This window comes from Streptomyces sp. AM 2-1-1, assembly GCF_029167645.1.
Taxonomy (GTDB): domain Bacteria; phylum Actinomycetota; class Actinomycetes; order Streptomycetales; family Streptomycetaceae; genus Streptomyces.
The window spans coordinates 167,314-192,011 of sequence record NZ_CP119147.1 but is presented as its reverse complement, the minus strand read 5'-3'; the positions used below and the strand labels follow the sequence as shown (position 1 = coordinate 192,011).

Below are 24,698 nucleotides of genomic sequence, written 5' to 3'. Positions count from 1 at the left end.
CTCGCTACCTCCGGCGATCGGCTCGCTTGGAAGCCGCCCGCTTGGACGGCGTCGTCTTCTTGGCCGCGGCGCTCTTCTTGGCCGGCGCCTTCTTCGCGGCGGCCTTCTTGGCAGGGGCCTTCTTCGCCGCGCTCCTCTTGGCGGGCGCCGCCTTCTTCGCCGGAGCCGACTTCTTCGCCGACGCCTTCTTGGCCGGGGGAGCCTTCTTGGCGGCCTTCTTCGCCGGTGACGAGGCGCCGTCGGTCTTCCTCGCGGCGGCCTTCTTGACCGGCTTCTTCTCCGGCTTCTCCGCGTCAGCGCCCGACGGACGCGCGCCGGAGCGCTTCCGGGAGCGGGGACGAGGCTCCGGCTCCTCCTCTTCGTCTTCCTCTTCCTCGTCCGGCTCTTCGTCCTCGTCCGGCTCCTCCTCTTCCTCCTCTTCCTCCTCGTCCGGCTCCTCGTCCTCGTACGCGCCGTCGTCCTCGTCCTCGTCCTCGGGGCCGCCGTCGTCCTCTTCGTCGTCGGCTTGGTCCTCCCCGTCTTCCTCGTCCCAGGGCTCGTCCTCGTCCTCGCCCTGGCCTTCGGCGTCTTCGTCCTCGCCGGGACGCCCGCGTTCGCCGAGCTTCGCCGTACGGTCGCCGATGGCCCCGGCCAGTGAGGTCATTCCGCGGTTGGCGGCGGCCGTGACCGCTTGGCGGCCCGCTTCCAGCACTTCGCCGCGCAGCTGTTGCTGCAGTTCGGCGACTTGCGGCACGTCGCCCAGCCTCCGCATGCCTTCGGCAGCGAGTTGCTTCGGTTCGAGACCGAACCTGCGTCCCGCCAGGTAGGTCGCGACCGTGATCGCGAGCCTGCCCTTCTTCGTCCGCCCCAGTACGTATCCGCCCACCACTGCGGCAGCGAGCGTCGCCTTGGCCGTGTCGTCCATGGGTCAGTCCCCTTCCATCGTCCGGTGTGCCGCCACGCCTTCGGCGTGGAGCCGGTCGAGCAGTAGTTCCTCTTGGCGCTCGAACTCTTCGACGTCGATGTGGCCGTCTTCGAACTCGCGGTTCAGAGCGGCTAATTGGGCTCTGAGGACGGTCGGGTCGCGCAACTCGCGCTCCGCCGCCCCGTGCACCTTGTCCGCTACCCACACCACCCCGCGGACGGGGGCGAGGGGGAGTGTGAGGAGCCCGGTGATCAGCCCCATGAGGCACCCGCTCGGGCGAGCGAGGGGCCACCGGCCACGAAGCTGTAGCAGGGCAGCGGTCCGACGATCCTGAGATCGACATGGTCGGGGCGGGCGTCGGCAAGACGCCGCGCCGACATGCGGAACTCCTCCTGCCGCGCGCGGTCGACGAGGAAGGAGACGTTGAGGGCGCAGTCGTGGACCTCCGGGCCCCTCGACACCGCGTGGGACATCGGGGTGAGTTCGGCGAGGATCTCCTCGCCGGCCTCGGCCGCTCTGCGCGCCAGCGCCTTGGCCACCGCTTCACCCAGTCGTACGGAGGACTCGTACCCCGGCGCCCGACGGGCGTCCTGGCGGAGCCGGCGCACCTGCGGCTCCTGAGCGAGAACCGAGGCGAGCGCGTCCTGCGCGGGGAACGCCTTGACGTTGATCTCCACGCGTCCGGCCAGGTGCTCCAGCGCCTCCAGGCAGGCTTTCTCGGTGGTGGCCAGTTGCTGGAGCACCGTCTGCTCGCCCGTCGCCACCATGCCGAAGCGCATGGGCAGCACCGAGTCGACCTCCGAGAGCCGGACCAGCAGTTCCTGGTGTGCCATGAGGTCCCGTCGGCGGGCGCGCAGACGCGCGGGGGCCTCGCTGACAACGGCGCGTACCGCTCCCCGTCCGATGGACGTGAGGCGGGCGGGAGGAGTGCCGACGCCGCTCAGCCCGATCGGCACCGCAGTCGTGTGGCGGACGACGCCGTAGACGTACACACCCTGCGTCGGCATCGCTCAGGCCTCCACGGGCCGGCGGCGCCGGGCTGCGCCCGAACGCTCGGGCGCACGCCGCTTCTTGGGCCGTGCGGCGGGCTCCTCATCGTCCCGGTCGGCGTCGTGTTCGTCCGCGCCCAGCACCTTGCGCACGCTCTCTCCGACCGATTCCGTCGCCCTGCGCACCTTGCGCTTGCCGATCGACTTGGCGGCTGTCCCGCCGAGCAGTTCGGGGATCGTGGTGCTGCCGGAATCCCGCTCCAGGTCCAGGCGGTTGCACGCCTCCGCGAACCGCAGATACGTGTCCACGCTCGCCACGACGATCCGGGCGTCGATCTTCAGGATCTCGATCCCGACCAGGGACACCCGGACGAAGACATCGATCACCATGCCCCGGTCGAGAATGAGCTCCAGTACGTCGTACAGGGTGCCGGAGCGTGGGGGGCAGGTGACTTCGTCGGAGTAGGAGGTCGTGGCCATGGGGGTCCTTCCGGTTCTGGGACGCCGCTCATTCGTCGGCGGCACCCCGTCGGTAACGGCGCACTCGGCGGTACTCCACGAGTTCGCCCTCCTGGTCGAGCCGCACCTCGTAGGAGGCGAGCAGGCTCGTCGTGTCAGGAATGCGGGGTACTTCAAGGACGTCGACGACCACGCACCAGCCGTCGTCGGCGCGCCGGACGGCGGAGACGCCCTCCAGTGGATGCGCGATCAGGCCCTCCAGGCTCTGGCAGGCCGAACGGGCCGCTCCCTGGGGACCGCCGTCCGAGGTGACCTGGGCCTTGCGCGCGCCGGAGGAGGAGGTGTGAGCGGCACGCTTACGACGTTCTTCTGCCATGTTCCTCAGTCTGGGCGTCGTGGCGCGTGCTGCATCTCGGGCAGAGCCATCGGCGTGTAACCCCTGGTCCAGGGGTTGCACGGCACCGGGGCCCTCCCGCCGCGGGCGCGGTCCGCCGACCCGTGCACAGCTCCGAATAGGCGCATACTGGAGTCACCAACCGGAGTGAACCGGACGGAGTGCGCCATGATCGTTCTCGGTGTGATCCTGCTGGTGATCGGTCTGATCACCGGACTCTCGTTTCTGTGGACCATCGGCATTGTGCTGCTCGTCATCGGAGCCGTTCTCTTCCTGCTCGGCGCGACGGGGCGCGCGGTGGGCGGCAGGCGGCACTACTGGTAAGGGGATGCGGCGTGGTTCCCCGGGGAGTGGTGGCGGTCGAGTGCGGGTGCGGCCAGGGGATCGAGGACACTTCGCCGTCGCCCCGCCCCGATCCCGGCGCCCCGATCCCGGCGCCCCGATCCCGGTGCCCCGATCCCGGTGCCCCGATCCCGGTGCCCCGATCCCGGTGCCCCGATCCCGGTGCCCCGATCCCGACGCCCGGACGCCGGCCCGGTCTCCGACGCCCGGTCTCCGACGACGGTGAGACGCCCGAGCGGTGGCGGCGGGCGGCGACGATGCGGCCCCACCGAACTCCGTCGTCCCGTGGGAGGCCGACCTCGCGGCCCGGAACAGCCATGGGTTCATCCACGCGCACAAAACAAGACAAACTCCGCGATCGGCACTAGATTCCCGTCGCAGTGAACGGGTGTCATATCGACCGGTGCCGGATCGACCGGAGTGCGGGCGACCGCGCGGGCCGGACGGGGCACGTCGCGGAGGGGACGCATGAGCAGAGCCGAGGCCGGTTCCGACACCTCCACCCCGGCGTCGCCGCCCGCGGCCAAACTGACGCTGATCACGCTGACGGCCATGGTCGTCGGCTCGATGGTCGGAGCCGGCGTCTTCTCGCTGCCCGGGCGCTTCGCGGTGGAGACGGGTGTCGCCGGCGCTCTGATCTCCTGGGCGGTCGCGGGCGTCGGCATGCTGATGCTCGCGTTCGTCTTCCAGAAACTCGCGGTCCGCAGACCCGACCTCGACGCGGGTGTGTACGCCTACGCGAAAGCCGGCTTCGGCGAATACCTGGGTTTCTTCTCGGCCTTCGGCTACTGGGCCAGCGCCTGCGTCGGCAACGTGACCTACTGGGTCCTCATCATGTCCACCATCGGGGCCGTCGCCCCGGCGCTCGGTGACGGCGACACGGCGCTCGCCATCGTGCTGTCGTCGGTGGGGCTGTGGGCCTTCTTTCTCCTCATCCGGCGCGGGGTGAAGGAGGCTGCGGCGATCAACCGGATCGTGACCGTGGCGAAGATCGTCCCGATCCTCGTCTTCGTGATCCTCGCCCTCTTCTGTCTCGACCCCTCCGTGTTCGCGGACAACTTCGCCGGAGCCGACTACGCGGGTTCGCTCTTCAACCAGGTGCGCGGGACCATGCTCGCCACCGTCTTCGTCTTCCTCGGCGTCGAGGGCGCCAGCGTCTACTCCCGCCACGCCAAACGCCGCCAGGACGTCGGCCGGGCCACCGTCCTCGGCTTCCTCAGCGTCTTCGCGGTCTTCGCGTCCGTCACCATCGTCTCGTACGGCATTCTGCCGATGGCCGAGATCGCCGAACTGCGCCAGCCCTCGATGGCGGGGGTCCTGGAGGCGGCGGTCGGCACCTGGGGCAAGGTCTTCGTCAGCGTGGGACTCATCGTCTCGGTCCTCGGCGCCTACCTCGCCTGGACCCTGATGGCCGCCGAGGTGCTCTTCGTCGCGGCCAAGGACGAGGACATGCCGCGCTTCCTGGGGCGGTCCACCGCCGCCGACGTGCCGGTGCCCGCGTTGCTCATGACCACGTCGCTGAGCCAGGTGGTCCTCGTCATCACCGCGTTCTCCGACGACGCCTTCAACTTCGCCCTCGATCTGACCAGTGCGCTCAGCCTGATCCCGTTCCTGCTGGCCGCCGGGTTCGCCGTCAAGATCGCGCGGAACCCGGAGGGCGAAGGCGCCGTCGGCCGGTCCACCCGCGGCGAACTCGTGGTCGCCGCCGTCGCCACCCTCTACACGGCGTTCCTGCTCTACGCGGCGGGGCTGAAGTTCGTCCTCGTCTCCTTCATCCTCTACGCCCCGGCCACCATCCTCTTCGTCAAGGCCCGGCGCGAGCAGAACCGCCGCCTCTTCTCACCGGCCGAAGCGGTCATCTGCGCCGTGTCGGTCGCGGGAGCCGTCACGGGTGTGATCGCCCTGGCCGCCGGCTGGATCGAACTCTGACCCCTTCGACCCCGGCCGCCCGCCGGTGAACCGCGAAAGGCACCCCCCATGACTGACACGACCGCCCAGGGGCCCGCCCTCGGCGTCCACTCCGAGGTCGGCAAGTTGCGCAAGGTCCTGGTCTGCGCCCCCGGGACGGCCCACCGGCGGCTCACCCCCACCAACGCGGACGACCTGCTCTTCGACGACGTGATGTGGGTGGAGAACGCCCAACGCGACCACGCCGACTTCGTCAACAAGATGCGGCAGGCGGACGTCGAGGTCGTCGAGCTGCACGAACTGCTCGCCGGAACCATGGCGATCCCGGAGGCCCGGGACTGGCTGCTGGACCGGAAGATCACCGCGAACGAGGTCGGCCTCGGCCTCATCGACAACACCCGCGGCTACCTGGAGTCGCTGGAGCCCCGCCGGCTCGCCGAGTACCTGATCGGCGGCCTCGCCACCACCGACCTCCCCGACGAGTTCCGCTCCGGCTACCTCGCGCTGGCCCGCGAGTCGACCGCCGCACGCGAGTACCTCATGCCGCCGCTGCCCAACACCCTGTACACCCGTGACACCACCTGCTGGCTCTACGGTGGAGTCACCCTCAACCCCCTGTACTGGCCCGCCCGGCACGGCGAGACGCTCCTGATGGCCGCCATCTACGCCTTCCACCCGGAGTACCGCGGCGCGAGGGTGTGGTGGGGCGACCCGGAGCAGGACTGGGGACAGGCCACCTTCGAAGGCGGCGACATCATGCCCGTCGGCAACGGCGTCGTCCTGATGGGGATGAGCGAGCGGACCTCGCGCCAGGCCATCACCCAGGTCGCCGCCGCCCTCTTCGAGAACGGGGCGGCCGAACGCGTCATCGTGGCCGGCATGCCCCGACTGCGCTCCGCGATGCACCTGGACACCGTCTTCACCTTCGCCGACCGCGACATCGTGACGCTCTACCCGAAGATCATGGACGCGGTCCACACCTTCTCCCTCCGCCCCAGCGACAAGGCCCCCGGCGTCGAGATCACGGACGAGGGGTCCACCCCCTTCGTCGACGTCGTGGCAGCGGGGCTCGGCCTCCCCGCGCTGCGGACCATCGAGACCGGCGGAGACGTGTACGCGTCGGAGCGCCAGCAGTGGGACAGCGGCAACAACGCCGTTGCGCTCGAACCCGGCGTCGTCTTCACCTACGACCGCAACACCCAGACCAACACCCTGCTGCGCAAGGCCGGCGTGGAGGTCGTCACCATCGTCGGCGCGGAGTTGGGGCGCGGGCGAGGCGGTGGCCACTGCATGACCTGCCCGCTCGTCCGCGACCCCGTCCCGTTCTGAACCGCCGGCCCCGCACCGGCCCCGCCCCCTCGTGCCTCGTGCGGCGGGGGCCTGCGGCCGGTCAGACCGAGGCGGTCAGCCTGCCGGGCAGCCAGGCGAGCTGCGCCGCCTCCTGGTAGGGACCGCCGCCCTCGTGGTCGTTGAAGTCGTACACCTCTATCGACTTGTCTTCATGGGCGTACGCGTTGAACGCGGCGAACACCGTGGACGGCGGGCAGGTCAGATCCTCCAGCGCCGTCGAGAAGAGCGCCGGAGCGCCGGCCCGCGCGGCGAAGTGCACCCCGTCGAAGTAGGCGAGCGTGGCCTTGACCCGTTCGGTGCGGCCGCGGTGCGTCTTCAGGTAGTTGCCCAGCTCGCGGTACGGGTCGCGGTCGGTCACCGTGAGAGCGCGCGGGAAGTCGCACAGGAACGGGACGTCCGGCGCCACCGCCACGAGGTCCGGCACCAGACCGGCGACGGCGAGCGTGATGCCGCCCCCCTGGCTGATTCCGGCGGCCGCGGTGCGCGAGGCGTCGACGAGCGGGTGCGAGCGGGCGGCCTCCACGGCCCGGACCGCGTCGGTGTAGAGCCGCCGGTAGTAGTAGGTGTACGGGTCCTCGACGCCGCGGGTCATGACCCCGGGGAAGGAGGGTGCGCTGCCGACCGGGTCGGCCGTGTCGCCCCCCGCCCAGCCGCTGCCCTGGCCCCGTGTGTCCATCACGAAGTGCGCGAAGCCGGCGGAGGCATGGAGGAGATGGGTGTGCGGCAGACCCCGGCCGCCGCCGTACCCGACGAACTCCACCACCGCCGGAATCGGTTCGGTCGTTCCCGCCGGAAGGACGAGCCACCCCTTGACCGGGTGACCGCCGAAACCGGCGAAGGTCACGTCGAAGACCTCCACGGTCTTCAACCCCGTGCCGTCGAGCCGCTCGAAGCGGGCGTCGAGCGGGTGCTCACGGGCCTCGTCGAGTGTCGACGACCAGAACGCGTCGAAGTCGGCGGGCTCCACCGACGTGCTGCGGTAGGTACGGAGCTCTTCGAGGGGCAGGTCGAACAGGGGCATGCGGAGCCGCCTTCGTCGCACGGATGAATGATCACACGGTACGTGGAGCCACCCGGCCGACAGAAGCCCTTCCGGCGCCTGCGAAACCGAGCACCGACGGCTGCGGCTACGAGCTCCGCAGGCGCACGGTGACCGTCTTGGGACGCTGGTACTCGTCGAGGGCGAGCAGGCTCAGATCCGTACCGTGACCCGAGGAACCCCTCCCGCCGTGCGGGAGTTCGGCGGTCTGCACCAGATGGCAGTTGACCCAGGCCTCACCCGCGTCGAGCCGGGACGCCAGGCCGAGCCCGCTCTCCAGGTCGCTCGTCCACACACTGGACGCCAGGGCCTGGGGGACGCTGTTGGCGAGGGCCAGCGCCTCCTCGGCGGTGGCCACGCACTCGACGGTGAGCAGGGGACCGAACACCTCCTCGGTGACCGCCGGGTCGGCGGGCGGCAGATCGGCCAGCACCCGGGCCGGGCGCCAGTACCCTTTCTCCTCGCCCGCCACCGCACCGACGGTGCCTGCCGTCACCCGTCCCGCCTCCGACGCGGCGACGATCCGGTCGTAGCGGGCCGCCTGGTCCGCGTTGTTCAGCGGTCCGAAGTCGCGGCCCGCCACACGCTCCGACATCGCCGCACCGAGCAGCGCGACCACGCTCTCGTAGTTCTCCGCCAGTGTGATCACGCGCGCGGGAGCCGCACAGCTCTGCCCCGCGTTGTACGTCGCCGCTTCCGCGAGGGCCGCGCACGTCCGCGGCGGCGCGTCGGGGAGGACGATCGCCGGCGCGTTGCCGCCCAGTTCGAGGCTGACCCGGCGGGTGCCCGCCCGTGCCGCGACGTCCCGGCCCGCCGCCGGGCTGCCCGTGAACGCGACCATGTCCACTGCGGACTCCACCAGCAGCCGTCCGGTCGTCCGGTCGCCCGGCACCACCTGGAGCACCCCTTCCCCCAGCGCCGTCTCCGCGTGCGCGGCGAGCAGCAGCAGGGAGTCCGGAGTGGTCTCGGCCGGCTTGACCACGACGGTGTTTCCGGCGGCCAGCGCCGGTGCGCACCGCCACGCCGCCATCAGGAGCGGGTAGTTCCACGGGACGACCACCCCGACCACCCCGATCGGCTCCCACCGCACCCAGCTCTCGTGTCCCTCGACCAGCCCGCCCGAGGCCGGGACGGTCCGGCTCCGCACGGCCGTCGCGTAGAACCGGAAGAGGTCCGCCACCTGCGCGATCTCGCCCGTAGTCTCCGACTCGGGCTTGCCGGTACCGGCCCGTTCGCACGCCGAGTACTCCGCCGCACGCGTCTCGATCGACGCGGCCAGCCTGCCCAGGCGGTCGGCCCGCGCCCGGGGGGTGAGGGCGCTCCAGGCCGGCAGCGCCGCCCCGGCGGCCGACACCGCCCCCGTCACCTCCGGCTCCCGTGAGACGGGCGCCGTGCCGCGCGCCGCGCCGGTACGGGGGTCGATGAGCGTGCTCTTCATCCGTTGATTCCTCACGGGTTCGGGGGAGTTCCGTACGGTGCGCGGTGTCCGGACGCCGTCAGAGGCCGTAGGAGCGGAGCCACAGCTCCAGCGTCAGGACGAGCCAGAGCTTTCCGCCCTGGCGCGGCAGCAGCGTGCCCTCGCCCTTCATCCACGTACGGATCGTGTCCTGGCGGAACAGGCCGCGCCGACGGGCCTCGGGCCCCAGCAGCAGGTCGTTGCCGAGGTCCCGCAGCGGACCGGTCAGCCACTGCTGCACCGGCACCCGCATCCCGCTTTTGGGGCGGTCGACGACGGTGCCGGGGAGGAGGTCGCGTACGGCCTCCTTGAGAATCCACTTCTCCACCGTGCCCCGGAGCTTGTCCCCGGCGGGAACGGCGAAGGCGTGGTCGACGACCCTGCGGTCGAACAGGGGGGCGCGGCCCTCGATGCCCTGGGACGAGGTCAGCCGTTCCACCTTGGTGAGGATGTGGTGCGAGCCCTTGGTCCGCACGTTGCAGTGCAGCAACTGGTTGAGCAGGCCCTCCATCCGGTACGGACTCCGCGGGCCCGCCAGCAGGTAGGGCTCCACGAAACGCTGGGGGAGCGGCGCGTCCCGCAGAGCGTCCAGCGCCCGCGGGGTCAGCAGCACCGGAAGGTCCGTCCAGCACTTGCGGTACGACCGCAGGTACGCGGTCGCCCGGTCCTCGTCCCACGGCGCCCCCGCCTCCCGCTGCATCTCCTGCACCAGCATGGGGAGGTTCTTCGGCCCGCCGAAGACGGGGTCGCCGCCCTCCCCGTTGAGCACCACCGTGGCCCCCTCGTCGGCCACCGCCTCCGCCAGCAGCAGATTGGGCACCGTCAGCGGATCGCCCACCGGACTGTCGAGCAGCGCCGCCGCCTCGGCGAGCCGCGCCGCGACCGTCGTACCGGAGACGTTCAGCACCCGGTGATCGGTCCCGCAGTGCGCGGCGACCATGCCCGAATACCCCAGCTCGTTGGGGAGTTCGTCACCGAAGCTGATCGAGTAGGTGCGGACCGGACGGCTGTGCAGCTTCGCCGCGAGCGCCGTCACCAGCGAGCTGTCGACGCCCCCCGACAACAGCACCGCCACGGGCCGCGCCTCCGGCAGCCGGCAGGCCACCGCGTCCTCCAGCAGGGACCGGAGCGCCAGGACGCGGTCCTGGCGACCCTCGGCCCCGGAGGTGTCGAGCCGCTCGGTGGGCTCCCAGTGGACGGTCTCCGAGACCGAGCCGTCCGGCGACAGTCGCAGCACGCGCCCGGGCAGCACCTCCCGTACACCCGTCAGCAGCGTCTCCTCGCCGGGCAGGTACGCGAACGTCAGGAACGAGCGGACCGCCGCGAGGTTCACCGACGTGCCGAGAGCCGGCCAACGGCGCAGTGCCCGCAGGGAGGTGGAGGCGGCCCACGCCCCCTGCGCCCGGGCGTAGAACACGGTACGGGCACCGAGGTGGTCGCGGATCAGCACCAGGTCCGTGCCGTCGAGCACGGCCAGGACGAACATCCCCTCGGCGAGCGCCACCCCCTCGGCCCCGAGCACCGCCCACATGCGCAGCAGCAGTTCGCCGTCCGTGCAGCGGACCGGGGCCGGATCGCACGCCGCGGCCAGGGCGTTCAGCAGGACCGGCCTGTTGTGCAGGGTGACCTCACCGGCGGCGGTGAGGCCGCACGCGGTGAACGGGCCCTCGGCCGGGCCCGGCTCGCCGCGCAGCAGTGCCAGGTCGGCACGCCGGACGATGGCCCCGGGCCCCGCCCCGCCGATCGCCCCCATCGCCAGGACCTGGGCACGGGCCCGGTCGGTGGTGGGTGCCACACACACGCAGAAGCGCGCCATCGACGGCTCCTTTCCGCTCTGTTCCTCGCCGGGTTCTCCGGATCTCCTCCACGCACCGCTCCGGCCGGTCAGCCGAAGTCGTCGTCGCTCCAGTCCCCGTCGTCCCCGCCGCCCCAGTCACCGTCCCAGTCGTCGCCCCCGGAGCTCCCCGAGTCGCCGGCTCCGTCGCCGCCCCCGCCGGAGGGCTGCTCCTGTGCCTGCCGGCGCAGCTCCTCCTCCTCTTCCGGGCTCAGGTGCAGCGGCGGCAGCTGCGCCTCCGTGACGGCCAGAGCCGTGACGCCGACCCCCGCGAGCAGCAGCCCCATCCGGCCGCCGAAGGAGGTGCGGTTGACCATGAGGGTCTCGCCGCGCCCCCAGACCGTCCGCCCGTAGCCGATGTCCCGGCCGTAGGTGACGGTGCCGTCGCAGACGCGTTTGACGATGCGGTCGCCCAGGAGTTCGTCCGTCCCCGACGCCGACGCGTTGTCGTACCAGCGCACCACCCCCGGGCGCGAGGGATCACGCTGCCGCCACTCCTCCCGGCCCCCCTCGTACGTGCGGTGCACACTGCCGTCGGCCAGCAGCTCGTCGCTGTAACCGGTCTCTACGGGCCTGATCATGGTCTGCGGTCCTCAGTGTCGTCCGGTCGGATCGGGCCAGGTCAGAAAGCCGGTGGTCCGCAGGTCCCGCAGCCCGGTCCACACCGAGGCACGCGGGACCCGCGGCCCGCGGGTGAGGCGCAGCACCCCGCGGACCAGCCGGTCCGGAGGGACGGCGGCGACCTCGGCGAACCGGCCGCGCGCCAACCAGGCAGTTTCCTGCGGCCGGAGGGTGGCGGGCAGCCCGGCGAGTTCCGCCGGCCGCACCGGGCCGCGTCCGGCCGGCAGCCGCATGGCCCGCGCGTGGCGCGGGACCAGCCCGAGGGAGGAGACCCGCACCCCGGGCAGCGCCCCGAGAGCGGCCCGCACCCGGCCAGGGAGCGCGATGCCCAGGGGGCCGGCGTCGTGCAGGACGTACACCGTCGCCTCACCCGCCCGTTCCAACGCGGCGGTCAGCCGCGCGTCGAGCAGCAGCGCGTCCTCGCCCGCGAGAACCGGGCAGGCCGCCTCCAGATGGACGTGGTTGGCGAGCAGCATCCGGGCGATCGAGCGGTCCTGGCAGACGAGGAGACGGGGGAGTCCGTAGGCGTGGAGGTCGGGCTCGCTCTCCCGCTCCGGGGCGGGTGCCCCCGCCGGCGCGGGCGGCAGCAGCCCTTCGACCGTGTCCCGGCCCATGGCGTCCAGGGCCCGGGAGAAGGAGGACAGCCGCAGGTACGGCCGCACGGTGCGCGGAACACGGCTCAGCACCGTCGGCGAAGGATCGAGCACCCGGCAGGTCTGGAAGTACAACTGCCGTTCGGTGAAACGCAGTCCGCCCGGTTCCGCCGCGCGGGCGGCCGCAGCGCCGATCGCGGCCCGCAGCGCGTACTCCTTGGCACGGGCGAGTACGCGGGCGCCGGTCGGGGCGGACAGGGCGCGTGTCCCGGTGACGGGAGGGCGTCGCGACGTCATGAGGTGCTCCTGTCGTGCCGGTCGTGCTTCTGGGGGGTGCGGCCGGTCGGGTCGGGCCAGGTGAGGAACCCCTGCGCGAGCGTCGCTCCGCCCGCGGCCACCGGCGTGGGCGACGCCACGGCGTGCTCGACCGCGCCGGCCACGGCCTTGGCGAGGAGCGGCGGCGGTACGGCCGCCAGCGGCCACCACCAGCCCTCGGCCAGCAGGGCGGCCTCCGGGTCCGGCACACCGCCCACCGTGCGCAGCACCTCCGCGTCGTACCCGGGACGGGACGAGAGGAGGCGGACGGCGCGCCGGTTGCGTGCGGCGGCGCCGGGGCGGAGGCCCGCGTCGACGACGGTCCGCCCGGGGAGGGCCGCACGGAGTGCCGGTGCCAGCAGCGCGCCTTCGGCGTCCGCGTCGTGCAGCACCACGACGGGCAGGCCCTCCGCGTGCCCGGCCAGCAGATCCAGCGCCTCCCGTACCTTGGCGAGTCCGCCGGAACCACCCTTGCGCGCACCGGTTCCCGTCACCAGGAGGGTGTGCGGCAGATCCGGGATCCGGTTCTCGGTGAGGAAGCGCGCGATGACGGGGTCGCAGACGATCGCCACCCGGGGCGGCCCGGTCCCCGCCGCCGCAGGGCTCCGGCCCGCGGCTTTCCGGCCGGCCTTGCGGGCCTCGTCCACCACACCGCGGGGCAGTCCGCCGTAGACCGTGGTCCACGCGCCCCGCAGCAGCCCGGCGAAGGTGTCGCGGGCGGGCTGGACTCTCGCGGACGCACGCCTCGCGGGACGGTGGCGCAGAGCCGCCGCGAGGATCAGCACCACCGGAGCGAGCACCGCGGCGACCACGCCGGGAGCACCGTCGGCCGACAGGGCGGCTGCCACCAGCGCGGCAGAGAGCGGTAGCGCTGCCGTCCAGCGCTTCCACGCCCGCACACCCCGCGCGGGAGCCGCCTCGGTGACCGGGTTGGCGGCGCGCGACGCGTACCAGAGCTGGGTCAGCGTGATCCGCAGGCGGCCGTCGTCGGTGGCCCGCTCGACGCACCGCCGTATCCGCACGTCGTGCATTCCCGGCCCGTCGGTCCAGGGATCCAGGGCGAAGCGCCGCCCGCAGTGCACGCAGGTGCCGCCGACCCGGTCGGCGCGCTTCAGGGATGCCTCACAGCCGGGACAGATCACCCCTCGCCCCCCGGGGCCGTACCGGCGGAGGGCCAGGTCAGGAAGCCGAGCCCCACCGCCCCGGCGTGAGCCGGATCGGGCCTCCCGGTCACCCGCCCCGCGCACCGCGCCACGACCTCCAGAAGGCGGGCCGGGGGGAGCCCGACCAGCGGGAACCCCCAGCCGCGCCCCAGCCACCGCAACTGCGCGTCGCTGAGGCCGCCGACCGCCGCCAGCTCCCGCCGGGCGGTTGCGTCGGGCCTGCGCCACCGGTCGCGTACCGGTACCGCGTGGGCGAGGCCGTACACCCGGTGCACCGGGAGTCCGGCATCGACCACCCGGGACCCCGGAAACGCCTCGCGGGCGCGGAGGACGAGCAGGGCGCCGTGCGCGTCGGCGTCGTGCAGCACGATCACCGGCCCGTCCGGCGCCAGGGCCACCGCCGCGTTGACGCTCCCGGCGAGCGCGAGCCCGTACTGCTCGGGCACCCCCTCGGCCCGCAGGAACGCGGTGACCGACGGATCGGGGCAGAGCAGGACGCCCGTCGGGCGCGTCGCCGAGGAGGGCGGGCCGGGAGCGGGTGCCTCCCGGGCGGGCTCGTCCACCATGCCGGGCGGCAGTTCGCCGTACACCCGGATCCACGGGGCGAGGACTTCGGAGCGGAAAGCGGCGCGGTCCATCGTCGGGACGCCCCGGCCGAGCCCCGCGGCGCGCGCGAGCAGCACGGTCACCGCGAGCAGCAGGAGGGCTGCGCCGGTGAGGAGCGCGGGCACGAAGGGCACGAGGGCACCGACCAGCAGGAGGAGAGTGCCCAGCACCGCGAGCAGCGGCATCCATTCCGCACCGAGGCTGCTGGTCCTGAGGGAACGCCGCGACAGGGCGTACCACAACTGCCCCGGGGCGACCGTCACCCGCCCCCCGGCCGACAGCGCGGCCACGACCCGCCGCACCCGCAGGTCACTGAGCTTCAGGCGGTTGGTCTTCGGATCCAGCGCGTAGAGGCGCCGGCAGTACCCGCACCGGTTTCCGGTGCGTTCCTTGCGCAGCAGACTGTGCTCGCAGTGCGGACAGATCACGGGCGCCCCTCCAGTGCCGTCGCCATCCGGCGCAACCGCTCGGCCAGCCGTTCCCGGACGGTGGCCGGGGCGATGCCGTGGAGCCGCTGGCGTTCCTCGACGGACCGCAGGGCCACCGCCAGGGCCCGGAAGTCCGTGGTGGACGCCGTGGCGAGAACACCGCTCTCCGTCGGGGGAGCACTGCCGAGGGCCCGGCGCTCGGCCTCCGGAGCGGTGATCGCGTAGTCCTCGTGGTCGATGCCGTACCCCGTGTTCGCCGCGACGATGGTCAGCGGCCGGCTGCCCCGGTTGGCGAAGGAGTGAGGCATCATCTCCGGGATGCGGATGAGCATCCCCGGCACGAGCGGGATGTCGGCGGTCCTCCCGCGTTCGGCGTCGTAGAGGCCGCAGGACGCGTGACCGAGCGACAGCACGTAGTGCTCGCCGCCGTGGGCGTGGGGCGTGAACGCGCTGCGGGGACCGACCCTCCCGAGCTTCACCGTCGCGTTGGACGGCCGCTCCGGCGAGGTCGCCGCGTCCCCCACCAGATAGTGGGCGAACTGTCCGTCGTCGATGAACGGGATCATTCCGCCGTCGGGACCCAGCGGCCGGCAGTCGTCACGGTCGGCGACGACGACGGAGCCGTCCGGCCGCACGTGGTAGAGCCGCACGCCGCGGGGGAGCACCCCGCGCACCCGCTCCGGTATGTCCCCGCTCGCGCCCATCGCGCCTCCCCCCGCCCCGTGAGGCGCGGCGCGCGCTCCACGGGGGGAATGGTAGGGCCGGAGGAGCCCGCGCGGGAGACGCGGGCGCATCTCCCCGGTGAAGCAGCGGTGAACGGAAGGGCCCGACGCGTGGTCGCCGGCACCTCCGGGCACCGCGGACGGCCGAATGGCGGTCCCCCGACCGGACGCCTAACGTCGAACGGGTAACGCGTCCTGCCCGTATGGACCGAGGGCACCGCCGTCGGCAGACATGGGTACTGATATGACGGACTCCCACGCGCACGTCGCACACCGTGCCGCGCCCCGGCCCCGCAACGAAGGCCGCGGCAAAGGCATGGCACTCCTCGTCATCACCTCGTGCCAGTTGATGGTGGTGCTCGACATCACCATCGTCAACATCGCCCTTCCGCACATCCAGACCTCGTTGGGCTTCAGCACCGAGAACCTCTCGTGGGTCATCAACGCCTACACCCTGACCTTCGGCGGCCTGCTCCTGCTCGGCGGGAGACTGGGAGACATCCTCGGACGCCGGAGGGTCTTCGTCTTCGGCGTCCTGCTCTTCGTCTTCGCCTCCCTCCTCGGCGGTCTGTCGCAGGAATCCTGGCAACTGCTCGCCGCCCGCGCGCTCCAGGGCGTCGGCGGCGCCATCGCGTCCCCCACGGCGCTGTCGCTGATCACCACGACCTTCCGTGAAGGGCCGGAGCGTAACAGGGCGTTCGGTGTCTTCGCCGCCGTCTCCGCCGGCGGCAGCGCGATCGGACTCCTTGCCGGCGGCGTGCTGGTGGAGTGGCTCGACTGGCGATGGATCTTCTTCGTCAACGTGCCCATCGGCCTCCTGATCGCGCTGGCCACCCCCCGCTACATCCCGGAGTCGGTACGCCACCCGGGCCACTTCGACGTCCTCGGCGCACTCACCTCCACCCTCGGCATGGTGGCGCTGGTCTACGGGTTCATCAGGGCTTCGGAGGACGGCTGGAGCGATCCGGTGAGCCTCGGGGCGTTCGCCGCGGCCGTGGTGCTGCTCGCGGCGTTCATCGCGGTCGAACAGCGGTCGAAACAGCCGATCACCCCATTGTGGATGTTCCGTGACCGCAACCGCGCCGGGGTCTACGGCATCATGCTCTCGCTGTCCGCCGCGATGTTCGGCATGTTCTTCTTCCTGACCCTGTTCGTGCAGAACGTCCTGAGCTTCAGCCCGCTGCGCGCCGGGCTCGCGTTCCTCCCGGTGAGCGCCATCATCGCGGTCGGAGCCGGGTTCGCCTCCCAACTGCTGCCCCGGTGGGGGCCGAAGCCGTTCATGGTGGCGGGCGCCGTCCTGGCGGCAGGAGGGCTCGGTTGGCTGACCCGGACCGACGCCGACAGCACGTACCTGGGCAGCCTGCTCGGCCCGGTACTCGTCTTCGGTTTCGGCATGGGGCTGCAATTCGTGTCGTTGACCCTGATGGCGGTGTCCGGTGTCCGCCCCAAGGACGCCGGAGCGGCGTCGGGCATCCTCAACGCCACCCAGCAGGTCGGCGGATCGCTCGGCCTCTCCATCCTGGTGACCGTCTTCGGCACCGCCAGCCGCAACGAGGCCACCGACCAGATCCCCGCCTTCATGCGCCAGGCCACCCCCGCTCAGCAGGCGGAGTTCCGCAGGACCGGCGAACTCCCCCCGCCCTGGGGGAACGAGGTGCTCGCCTCCGGTGTGTCCGCCGCCTTCGTCGTCGCGGCCGTGCTCGCCGTACTCGCCGCGCTGATCGCCCTCTTCGTCGTCCAGGTCCGCGCCTCCGACCGGGAACGGCTCCAGGGCGGTGCGGCCCCCGCCGTGGACGAGGACGAGGACCCGGCCGGGGCCCCGAGGGCGACGAGATCGCCGGCACCCGTGGACGGCACGGCTCTTCGGGACGGCACCGCCCTGCGGGAGGGCACGTCCGACACCGCCGCCGACCGCCCGGCGTGTCCGGGGGGCGGCCCCGAGCCGGACGACGGGCGGCCGCCCCGCCGTTGAGAACGCCGTCGGAAACGGAGCCCGCCGGCACGGGGAGAGCGAGCGGTCACAGGCCGGCGAGGGAGTCCGTCCCCATGTCCAGCCGCATGGCGTCCCGTACCCCGGCCAGGGCGTCCATGACGTCGACGAAGGCACGCTCGCAGCGAGCGTCACCGTCCACCACCCCGCCGCCCGCCTCGTCGCGCAGCGTACGCACGCAGCGGAAGTAGCGCAGGGCGGGCTCGACGACGGCGCGCGGCGCGAACACCTCCAGCTGATAACGGAGTTCGTAGCACCTGGCGAAGATCTGACGGGCGAGCACCAGGCGTTCCCCGTCGGACGGCGCCCTGTCCAGAATCAGGAGCGCGAGCTCGCCCCGCACCTGCGAGAGCGTGCCGAGATACGCCCCGTACAGCTCACGCCTGCCGCGCCGCCACTCCCCGGTGGTCTCGCGCCGGTCCTTGCGCGCCTCGATCAGCAGGGTCGAACCCATGGCGATCACCGCACCGAGCAGCGTGGCCACCAGTGTCATCCATTCCATCCGGTACACGGTAGGGAGGGGGCGTGATCCCCGCCAGGGCGATACGGAGAGGGCGCCGTGCGGGGCCGCCTCCGGGCCGTGACCGGTGGAACGACGCGCACGGACGGACGGAACGGGTCGACACGTCCCGCGCCGGAATTCCGGTGCTCCTCGCTTCGGCCCTGACCTCCCGAGCCGTTGGGCACAGCCTAGGCTCGGAGCCATGACGACACCCCTCGCCGACAGTGCCTTCGATTCACTCCGCCTCGACGCCGTGCCCGACCGGGAGACGCTGCGCCGGGCGTACGCCATGCCCGGTGACGCGGCCGTACGCAAGCTGACGACGGAACTCAACGATCAGACGAGGAAGTTGATCGGCTGTTCCCCTCTGGTCCTGATCGCCAGCGCGGACGCCGAGGGTAACTGCGACGTCTCCCCGCGCGGTGGTCCCGCCGGGTTCGTCGCCGTCCTGGACGCGCGGACGGTGGCGATACCGGACGCGACCGGCAACAAGCGACTGGACACCCTGCAGAACGTCATCGCCACCGGACGGGCCGGACTGCTCTTCGTCATCCCCGGGCGGCCCACCACGCTGCGGGTGAACGGCCGGGCCGTCGTCTCCACCCGACCGGATCTGCTCTCCCGGCTGACCGCCGTGGGAAAGCCGCCGGCCAGTGCGCTGGTGCTGGGGATCGAAGAGGTCTACCCGCACTGCCCCAAGTCGTTCCTGCGCAGCGCCGCGTGGAAGCCGGAGCAGTGGCCGGCGGCGGACGCCCAGCCGGCCTCCGCGGAAGTGACGCTGGCTCAGCTGGGGCAGCCCGAGCTGACGATCGCCGACATCGAGCAGGTGGAGGCGGACTCGCTGCGGTACCGGTACGAGTGATCGCCCGCCGCTGCGCACGACCCGAGCGGCGGCTTCCACGCCGCCCGGCGGTACGGGCCGTCACCGCTCGGCGGTACGGACACCGGCCGTCGCCCGGCTACGTGCTCCACCACAAGGCAGCGGTCAGCGAGTCGGCCGGGCCGCCGATCCTGGTCCAGGAGGTGCCCTGGCCGTCGTAGCGGTACACCCCGCCGCCGACCGGGTTGGTGCTCAGCCCGAAGATCGTCTCGTAGCCGACCGAGAAGGCGGCACCGGGGCCGCCGACCTGGCGCCACGTCCCCGGGGAGATCTCGGGGTCGTCCTCGGGGCCGACGTACTGGAACCCGAAGAGGTCACCGCTGACCGGGTCGGTGGCAGCGAGCCCCCAGCCCCCGCCGTAGATCCGGCCGGCCGGACCGCCGATCCGGGTCCAGGAGGTGCCCTGGCCGTCGTAGCGGTAGACACCGCCGCCGACCGGGTTCGCGCTCAACCCGTAGACCGATTCGTCGGTGACGGCGAAGGTCACGCCGGGTTCGCCGATCCGGACCCAGGTGTCGGGGCTGCCGAGGTAGTGGAAGAGGTCGCCGCTGCCGGGGCCGGTGGCGACCAGCCCCCACCCTCCGCCGTAGATCTCGCTCGCCGGACCGCCGATCCGGGTCCAGGAGCCCGAAGAACCGGTGTAGGCGTACACGCCGCTCCGATCGGGGGCGAGCCCGAAGATCCCGCCGCGGGTGACGGCGAACGTGGCCCCGGGGCCGCCGATGCGTTCCCAGGTGTCGGGGGTGTTGAGGTAGCGGTGGACGTCACCCCCGCCGGGGCTGGTGGCCACCAGCCCGCCGCCCCCGCCGAAGAGCCGGTCCGCCGGGCCGCCGACCCTGATCCACGCCCCGTCGTGGAAGTGGTGGACACCGTTCTTGTCGGGGCTCAGGGCGAACACGCTGTGTTCTGTTCGGGTCATGACAGTGACCTCCCAGCCGTCGAGGCACCGTGCGGAAGAGGAACCGCCAGGAGTTCCGGGCAGCCCGCAGATCGTGACTCCGCCCGCATGCCCCCGCCGACGCGTCTCCGCCTGCGGGGCAGCGGAGGCTGTCACGACGTGTGAGCGTCTCTCACGGCGGTAGGGGCGCACGTCTCCCGCGGGGACGTGCGCCGGCCTGCCCGCGCGCTGTCGAACACCGCGCGGGGCAGCCGGCAGCCCTCGCCGCTGCGGGCCGGCGGCCGGACTCAGCCGTAGCCGAAGATGCGGGCGAGGAAGAACGCGGCGAAGAAGGCCGCGCCCACCAGGACGACGGCCGCCCAGATGCCCGGGTGCTCCCACATGCCTCCGTCCGCCCGCTCCTGGTGCGCCTCGCCGATGCAGCCTTCGGCCGGCGGCGTCTCTCCCGGGGGATTCAGTGCCGTAGTCATGTCTCCACGGTCTCTCCACCCGGGCTCAAGCGCACGCCGTGGCGGTGCGCCGGACCGACGGCCGGTGCGGCGGGCGCGGACACGACCCCGGCGCGGGTCCCGGTCACGCCTCTTCGGCCTCCCGGCGGGCGGCGGCCCGGCCCCCCGCTCCCAGCAGCCCCGTCGCCTCGAAGCGTGCCCGTTCCTCCAGGCGCGGGAGCTGCCTCCGGGACACCCAGGTGACCACCGTCGGCAGGTAGGGGCGGACGGGCTGGGCCAGCCGCAGCCACGGCGGCGCGTACACCGTGGGGGAGCGGCGTTCGATCCCGCGCACCAGCCAGCCGGCGACCTGCTCCACCGGGTGGACGCGGCGCGCCGGGGGCGGCATGTGTCCCCGCAGCTCCCGGAGCACGTCGTACCGGTCGGCGTCGCGGATCATGTCGGTTCCCGTCCAGCTCAGATACGCGACGCCGACGCCGACGCCGCGGTGGGCGAGTTCGGCCCGCAGCGACTGGGCGAGGGACTCGACACCCGCCTTGGACGCGCAGTAGGCGCTCATCATCGGGGCCGCCCCGAACGAGGCCGTGGAGGCGATCTGGAGGAAGTAGCCGCGGGTGGCGAGCAGTCCCGGCAGGAAGGTGCGCGCGGTGATGGCGCTGCCGATCAGGTTGACCTCCACGACCCGGCGCCAACTCACGGGGTCCGACGTACCGAAGGGCCCGCCCTCGGCCACTCCGGCGTTCGCCACCACCACCGACGGGGGACCGAGGCGCGCGGAGATCTCCTCCGCCGCGTCCCGCATCGCAGCGTCGTCCGTGACGTCCACCTCGAAGCAGTGGGCATCCGTCTCCAGGGTCGCCGCCACCCGTGCCAGGGTGTTGGCCTCCCGCCCGAGGAGCGCGACCCGTACGCCGCGGTGCGCGAGCTCCTTCGCGACCTGGGCGCCCACTCCGCGCGCCGCCCCGGTGACGACCGCGAGGCGCCCTTCCAGCGGATTCCTGTCGCGCATGCTGCACTCCCCGGCCGTACGGACGCGGACCGTGGACCCGGTCCCGGCGGCGTTGCGCCGTCCGTTCCACCCAAACACGCCGGCCCGGATCGGGCCCGCGCTGAGGACCGATCGGCCCCGGGCCGACCCCGTGAGCCCCACGGCGACGCGCGCGTCCGGCCGAGCGGCCCACAGCGGCGCGCGTCCGGCCCACCCGCCCACGGCGGTGGCCCTGTCAGTGGCGCGGCGTACGGTCCTCCCATGAATGATCAGCCGCCATCCGTGCCTCGTACCGACAGCGTGACGGACGTACGAGGCGCATGGGGCCGGGTGACCGCGTGGCTGGACCGGCACGACCCCGAGGCCTTCGCCGCCCTCGGCGGCCCCGGGAGCGAGGCGGCCATCGACCGGGCCGAGGGGCGCATGGGCCTGGCGCTGCCGGCGGAGATGCGCCGGTGGCTGCTCTTGAACGACATCGACACCGGCAGGCATCCCGGCGGCCCCTCCAACTGCCGGGTGGCGCTGGGGTGCGAAGGGGTCGATCCCGGTGGGTACCTCCTTCTCGGCCTCGGTGACATCGAGGGTCTCCACCGCAGCCGAGCGGGCCTGGAGGAAACACACCCCTCGCCCGACCCCGACCACCCCTCCTGGCGCCGTGAGTGGGTCCCCGTCGCCGCTGAAGCCGACGGACTCCACGGCACGTTCCTGGACGCGCGCACCGGGACCGTCGGGACGTGGGGCGAGGGGAGTGGTCCGCGGGAAGGCGTGTACGCCTCCCTGACCGCCTACTTCCACGAGGCGGCGGACCGGCTGGAGGGAATCGCCGCGGGAGACCGGCGGAGCCCGGGTGGGCGCCCCCGGTCCCTGGTGAGCCATCCGCGCCCCGAGGACGAGCCGGTTCGCCGCTGGGCCCGGGAGAACGGCCACCGCGTGCACGACCGGGGGCGTGTTCCTTCGGAGATCCGTGAGGCCTACGAGAGATCGCGGAGGTGAGCCGTACTCCCCGGCACTGAGTACGGCGACTCACGCGGAGGGCGCGTCCGTCCACGGACGATGGTGTTCGCCACGCCGACCGACCGCAGGAGAATCCCGTGCTCAGCCGCATCGCCGCCGCCGTCGTGCCCTCCCTCGGACACCTCACCACCACCTCCGACGAAGAGGCCGCCCCCGTCACCGGGTCGATCGTCGTCGCCAACCACACCTCGCTCGTCGACCCCGGGATCGTGCTGGCCGCTCTGCTCCGCCACGGTGTCGAGCCGGTCGTCCTCGCCACCGCCGGCCTCTGGCGCATCCCGGTGCTCCGCCCGCTGCTGGTGCGGGGCGGACACGTGCCGGTCCACCGGGGCAGCGTCCGGGCGGCCGAGTCCCTGGACGAGGCGGCCACCGCCCTGCGGGCGGGCCGTCACGTGCTGATCTACGCGGAGGGCCGGCTGCCCCCGCGGAAGGATTCCGCCGAGGCCGAACCCGAGCCGTTCCGCAGCGGACTGGCCCGTCTGGCCCTGGCCGCCGACGCCCCCGTGCTGCCGCTCGGCCAGGCCGGCGCCCGCCGGGTGGTCTCCGGCGGCACCGTGAAGCAGATCGCCGGACTCCTCACCGCACCTGCCCGGAGGCCCCGCCTCCACGTCCACCTCGGCGCCCCCGTACGGCTGCCGGGGGACATCCCGGCCGCGACCGCCGCCGCGCACCGGGCCGTCACGGCAGCCTGGCGCACGGCCGCCGCGCATCTCGCCCGCGAAGTACCCGGGGGCGGCGCGGATCGCCGAGGAGCGGCACCGCACCCCCGGTGAGCGCGGGCGCGGTGCGGAGACGTACCGGAGCCGGCACCTCCCGCACCCGGGGACATGGCGGGGACGTCCCCGCAGGGCCGACGCCGACCCGAACGGCCGCCGCCCGGGGCCCTGTCAGCCCACCAGGTCCGTCGCGCGCAGCATCTCGGACGGGATGCCCCAGGCGTCGACGAGGTCGACGGCGAACGGCCGGATCGTGCGGCAGAGCTCGTTCACCTCGCGGCTGATCGCCTTGGACCGCTGGGCGCTCAGCCGGCCGTGCTCCAGGAACCACGCCCGGTCCGCCTCGATCGTCGACAGGGCGAACAGGTCGCGGAGCAGGCCCAGCGCCACCTTGTTGCCGCCTTCGGGCAGCGTGCGCACCTTGTCGACGAAGGCCTCCAGCACCAGCCGCTCCACGTGCGCGTGGGCGACGGCGATGACGTGGTCCTGCACCTGCGAGAACACGACGCCCGGGTCGCCCTTGCGGTCGATCCCGCGCTTGAGCCGGCGGGCCACGCCGGCGAGCATGTGCTCCTCGCGGTGGCGGAGCATGGCGAGGTGGTACTCCGGGTCGCGCAGACCGGCTTCCCGGTCCCACTCGTCGCCCCCGGGCAGCAGGTCGTGCACCCGTTCGAGCAGGGTGTGGACCGCGGTCTTCTCCAGCACCGTCTCGAAGGCGAGACCGGCGATGTGGCGGACCATGCCGAGTTGGTCCAGGTCTTCGAACTCGCTCGCGTAATGGGTGAGCAGGCCCTTGGCGACGAGCTGGAGGAGGACGTGGTTGTCGCCCTCGAAGGTGGTGAAGACGTCGGTGTCGGCCTTGAGGGCGGCGAAGCGGTTGACCGCGAGGTATCCGGCGCCCCCGCACGCCTCGCGGCACTCCTGGACGACCCGGGTGGCGTGCCAGGTGCCGAGCGCCTTGGTGCCGGCGGCCCGTGACTCCAGCCGGCGCCGGGCGGCCGCGTCGTCCTCGGTGCCGGAGAAGACCTCGTGCAGCCGTGTGCGTACGACGTCCTGCGCGAAGTGCAGCGCGTACGTGCGCGCCAGGAGCGGCAGCAGACGGCGCTGGTGCATGCCGTAATCGAGGAGCACCTGCTCCCGGCCGTCCGAGCCACCGGCGAACTGCCGTCGGCGGACGGCGTACTTCGTGGCGATCGCGAGGGCGACCTTGGCCGCGTTGACCCCGGCCCCGCCGATGCAGACCCGGCCCTGCACCAGCGTGCCGAGCATGGTGAAGAAGCGCCGGTCCGGGTTGTCGATCGGGCTCGTGTAGACGCCCTCGGGGGAGACGTCGGCGAACCGGTTGAGCAGCGCCTCACGCGGCACCCGCACGCCGTCGAACCACAGACGGCCGTTGTCCACGCCGTTGAGGCCCATCTTGCGGCCGTCGTCCTCGATGCGGACACCGGGTGCGGGTTCGCCCCCGGACCTGATCGGTACGACGAACGCGTGTACGCCCTCCGACTTCCCGCCCACCTCCAGCTGGGCGAAGACGACCGCCTGCTCGGCGTGGCGGGCCGCGTTGCCGATGTAGTCCTTGCGCGCCTGCTCGCTGCCGGTGGTGATGACGAACTCCTGGCTCGCGGCGTCGTAGCGCGCGAGGGTGCCCAGTGACTGGACGTCGGATCCGTGCCCGGTCTCGGTCATCGCGAAGCATCCCATCAGACGCCCGGTGACCAGGTCCGGCAGCAGGGTTTCGTGGTGGCGCTCCGTGCCCAGTTGCAGGATCGCGCCGCCGAAGAGTCCGAACTGCACACCGACCTTCACCAGGACCGAGAGGTCGCCGAAGGCCAGCGTCTCGAACGCGGCGATCGACGCTCCCACGTCGCCGCCCCCGCCGTACTCGCGCGGGAAGCCCATGCCGGTCTGGCCCGTGGCCGCCATCTCCACCACGACGTCGCGCACCCGTTCGCGGAACGCGTCGACGCCGAGCTCCTCGGCGTCCTCCAGTACGGAGGCGTACGTCACCAGATTGGACCGGACGAGGTCGCGGATCCCGGCGTACTCGCCGTCGAGCACGGCGGTCAGGGCCCGTACGTCCACCTCGGGCTGCTCGTCACCGCTCGCGGCAGGGGTTGTGTTCTCAGTGGCCATGCCCT

25 protein-coding genes are annotated in these 24,698 nt (G+C 72.8%); 7 read left to right on the top strand and 18 right to left on the bottom strand.

Annotation, left to right across the window (positions count from 1 at the left end; translation table 11 throughout):
• Positions 1–4 precede the first annotated feature (4 nt).
• From PZB77_RS00855 to PZB77_RS00835, 5 genes are read right to left on the bottom strand one after another with little or no spacing between them, the layout of a single operon-like run.
• Positions 5–904, bottom strand: coding sequence for a histone protein (locus tag PZB77_RS00855; protein WP_275490568.1), 900 nt, complete (start codon positions 902–904; stop codon positions 5–7).
• Positions 905–907: 3 nt separating this feature from the next.
• The gene (locus PZB77_RS00850) at positions 908–1,165 is read right to left on the bottom strand and encodes a gas vesicle protein GvpG (protein ID WP_275490567.1); all 258 of its coding nucleotides are present in this window, start codon (positions 1,163–1,165) and stop codon (positions 908–910) included.
• Positions 1,156–1,911, bottom strand: coding sequence for a GvpL/GvpF family gas vesicle protein (locus PZB77_RS00845; protein ID WP_275490566.1), 756 nt, complete (start codon positions 1,909–1,911; stop codon positions 1,156–1,158). Before PZB77_RS00845 ends, PZB77_RS00850 begins: the two co-directional genes overlap by 10 nt.
• Positions 1,912–1,914: 3 nt before the next feature.
• Positions 1,915–2,373 carry a gas vesicle structural protein GvpA gene (locus tag PZB77_RS00840; RefSeq protein WP_275490565.1) on the bottom strand — a complete coding sequence of 153 codons (459 nt, stop codon included), beginning with the start codon at positions 2,371–2,373 and terminating at the stop codon, positions 1,915–1,917.
• 28 nt (positions 2,374–2,401) lie between these two features.
• The gene (locus PZB77_RS00835; RefSeq protein WP_275490564.1) at positions 2,402–2,728 is read right to left on the bottom strand and encodes a gas vesicle protein; all 327 of its coding nucleotides are present in this window, start codon (positions 2,726–2,728) and stop codon (positions 2,402–2,404) included.
• 186 nt (positions 2,729–2,914) lie between these two features.
• Here PZB77_RS00835 and PZB77_RS00830 point away from each other — a divergent pair, with 186 nt between their 5' ends.
• From PZB77_RS00830 to PZB77_RS00820, 3 genes are all read left to right on the top strand, one after another.
• Positions 2,915–3,070, top strand: a complete 156-nt coding sequence (locus PZB77_RS00830) for a DUF6131 family protein (protein ID WP_275490563.1) — start codon at positions 2,915–2,917, stop codon at positions 3,068–3,070.
• 486 nt (positions 3,071–3,556) lie between these two features.
• Positions 3,557–5,017 (top strand): basic amino acid/polyamine antiporter, encoded by a 1,461-nt coding sequence (locus PZB77_RS00825; protein WP_275490562.1) that lies wholly within the window; start codon positions 3,557–3,559, stop codon positions 5,015–5,017.
• A 48-nt stretch (positions 5,018–5,065) separates the two neighbouring features.
• The gene (locus PZB77_RS00820; protein WP_275490561.1) at positions 5,066–6,325 is read left to right on the top strand and encodes an arginine deiminase; all 1,260 of its coding nucleotides are present in this window, start codon (positions 5,066–5,068) and stop codon (positions 6,323–6,325) included.
• Between the two features lie 61 nt (positions 6,326–6,386).
• Here PZB77_RS00820 and PZB77_RS00815 read toward each other — a convergent pair whose 3' ends face one another.
• From PZB77_RS00815 to PZB77_RS00780, 8 genes are all read right to left on the bottom strand, one after another.
• Positions 6,387–7,367: an acetylxylan esterase gene (locus PZB77_RS00815; protein WP_275490560.1), complete on the bottom strand. Its 981-nt coding sequence runs from the start codon at positions 7,365–7,367 to the stop codon at positions 6,387–6,389.
• A 106-nt stretch (positions 7,368–7,473) separates the two neighbouring features.
• A complete protein-coding gene (locus PZB77_RS00810) occupies positions 7,474–8,823 on the bottom strand; it encodes an aldehyde dehydrogenase family protein (RefSeq protein ID WP_275490559.1) in 1,350 nt (449 codons plus the stop codon).
• 58 nt (positions 8,824–8,881) lie between these two features.
• Positions 8,882–10,657, bottom strand: coding sequence for an asparagine synthetase B family protein (locus PZB77_RS00805; RefSeq protein ID WP_275490558.1), 1,776 nt, complete (start codon positions 10,655–10,657; stop codon positions 8,882–8,884).
• Positions 10,658–10,725: 68 nt separating this feature from the next.
• Positions 10,726–11,256, bottom strand: a complete 531-nt coding sequence (locus PZB77_RS00800; RefSeq protein WP_275490557.1) for a hypothetical protein — start codon at positions 11,254–11,256, stop codon at positions 10,726–10,728.
• 12 nt (positions 11,257–11,268) lie between these two features.
• Positions 11,269–12,186, bottom strand: coding sequence for a hypothetical protein (locus PZB77_RS00795; protein ID WP_275490556.1), 918 nt, complete (start codon positions 12,184–12,186; stop codon positions 11,269–11,271).
• Positions 12,183–13,346, bottom strand: coding sequence for a hypothetical protein (locus PZB77_RS00790; RefSeq protein WP_275490555.1), 1,164 nt, complete (start codon positions 13,344–13,346; stop codon positions 12,183–12,185). The genes PZB77_RS00795 and PZB77_RS00790 overlap by 4 nt, the downstream gene beginning before the upstream one ends.
• Positions 13,343–14,401 carry a hypothetical protein gene (locus PZB77_RS00785; protein ID WP_275490554.1) on the bottom strand — a complete coding sequence of 353 codons (1,059 nt, stop codon included), beginning with the start codon at positions 14,399–14,401 and terminating at the stop codon, positions 13,343–13,345. Before PZB77_RS00785 ends, PZB77_RS00790 begins: the two co-directional genes overlap by 4 nt.
• Positions 14,398–15,105: a cupin domain-containing protein gene (locus tag PZB77_RS00780; RefSeq protein ID WP_275490553.1), complete on the bottom strand. Its 708-nt coding sequence runs from the start codon at positions 15,103–15,105 to the stop codon at positions 14,398–14,400. The genes PZB77_RS00785 and PZB77_RS00780 overlap by 4 nt, the downstream gene beginning before the upstream one ends.
• Before the next feature lie 334 nt (positions 15,106–15,439).
• Between PZB77_RS00780 and PZB77_RS00775 the strand changes: the two genes are divergently transcribed.
• Positions 15,440–17,095, top strand: coding sequence for an MFS transporter (locus PZB77_RS00775; RefSeq protein WP_343299831.1), 1,656 nt, complete (start codon positions 15,440–15,442; stop codon positions 17,093–17,095).
• A gap of 46 nt (positions 17,096–17,141) precedes the next feature.
• Here PZB77_RS00775 and PZB77_RS00770 read toward each other — a convergent pair whose 3' ends face one another.
• Positions 17,142–17,615: a hypothetical protein gene (locus PZB77_RS00770; RefSeq protein WP_275490551.1), complete on the bottom strand. Its 474-nt coding sequence runs from the start codon at positions 17,613–17,615 to the stop codon at positions 17,142–17,144.
• A 202-nt stretch (positions 17,616–17,817) separates the two neighbouring features.
• Between PZB77_RS00770 and PZB77_RS00765 the strand changes: the two genes are divergently transcribed.
• The gene (locus tag PZB77_RS00765) at positions 17,818–18,477 is read left to right on the top strand and encodes an MSMEG_1061 family FMN-dependent PPOX-type flavoprotein (RefSeq protein WP_275490550.1); all 660 of its coding nucleotides are present in this window, start codon (positions 17,818–17,820) and stop codon (positions 18,475–18,477) included.
• Positions 18,478–18,574: 97 nt separating this feature from the next.
• Here PZB77_RS00765 and PZB77_RS00760 read toward each other — a convergent pair whose 3' ends face one another.
• The 3 genes from PZB77_RS00760 to PZB77_RS00750 all read right to left on the bottom strand — a co-directional run bounded on the left by PZB77_RS00760 (position 18,575) and on the right by PZB77_RS00750 (position 20,851).
• Positions 18,575–19,414, bottom strand: coding sequence for a hypothetical protein (locus PZB77_RS00760; RefSeq protein ID WP_275490549.1), 840 nt, complete (start codon positions 19,412–19,414; stop codon positions 18,575–18,577).
• A 266-nt stretch (positions 19,415–19,680) separates the two neighbouring features.
• Positions 19,681–19,863 (bottom strand): DUF6480 family protein, encoded by a 183-nt coding sequence (locus tag PZB77_RS00755; RefSeq protein ID WP_275490548.1) that lies wholly within the window; start codon positions 19,861–19,863, stop codon positions 19,681–19,683.
• Positions 19,864–19,966: 103 nt separating this feature from the next.
• Positions 19,967–20,851 (bottom strand): SDR family oxidoreductase, encoded by an 885-nt coding sequence (locus tag PZB77_RS00750; RefSeq protein ID WP_275490547.1) that lies wholly within the window; start codon positions 20,849–20,851, stop codon positions 19,967–19,969.
• A 240-nt stretch (positions 20,852–21,091) separates the two neighbouring features.
• On the opposite strand from PZB77_RS00750, the gene PZB77_RS00745 reads away from it, so the two are divergent.
• Together PZB77_RS00745 and PZB77_RS00740 are read left to right on the top strand one after the other, a co-directional pair.
• Positions 21,092–21,823 carry a histone-like nucleoid-structuring protein Lsr2 gene (locus PZB77_RS00745; protein ID WP_343299830.1) on the top strand — a complete coding sequence of 244 codons (732 nt, stop codon included), beginning with the start codon at positions 21,092–21,094 and terminating at the stop codon, positions 21,821–21,823.
• Positions 21,824–21,921: 98 nt separating this feature from the next.
• Positions 21,922–22,617, top strand: coding sequence for a lysophospholipid acyltransferase family protein (locus tag PZB77_RS00740; RefSeq protein ID WP_275490546.1), 696 nt, complete (start codon positions 21,922–21,924; stop codon positions 22,615–22,617).
• A 114-nt stretch (positions 22,618–22,731) separates the two neighbouring features.
• Here the strand turns inward: PZB77_RS00740 and PZB77_RS00735 are convergent, their stop codons facing one another.
• Positions 22,732–24,693 carry an acyl-CoA dehydrogenase gene (locus tag PZB77_RS00735; RefSeq protein ID WP_275490545.1) on the bottom strand — a complete coding sequence of 654 codons (1,962 nt, stop codon included), beginning with the start codon at positions 24,691–24,693 and terminating at the stop codon, positions 22,732–22,734.
• Between the last annotated feature and the right edge of the window lie 5 nt (positions 24,694–24,698).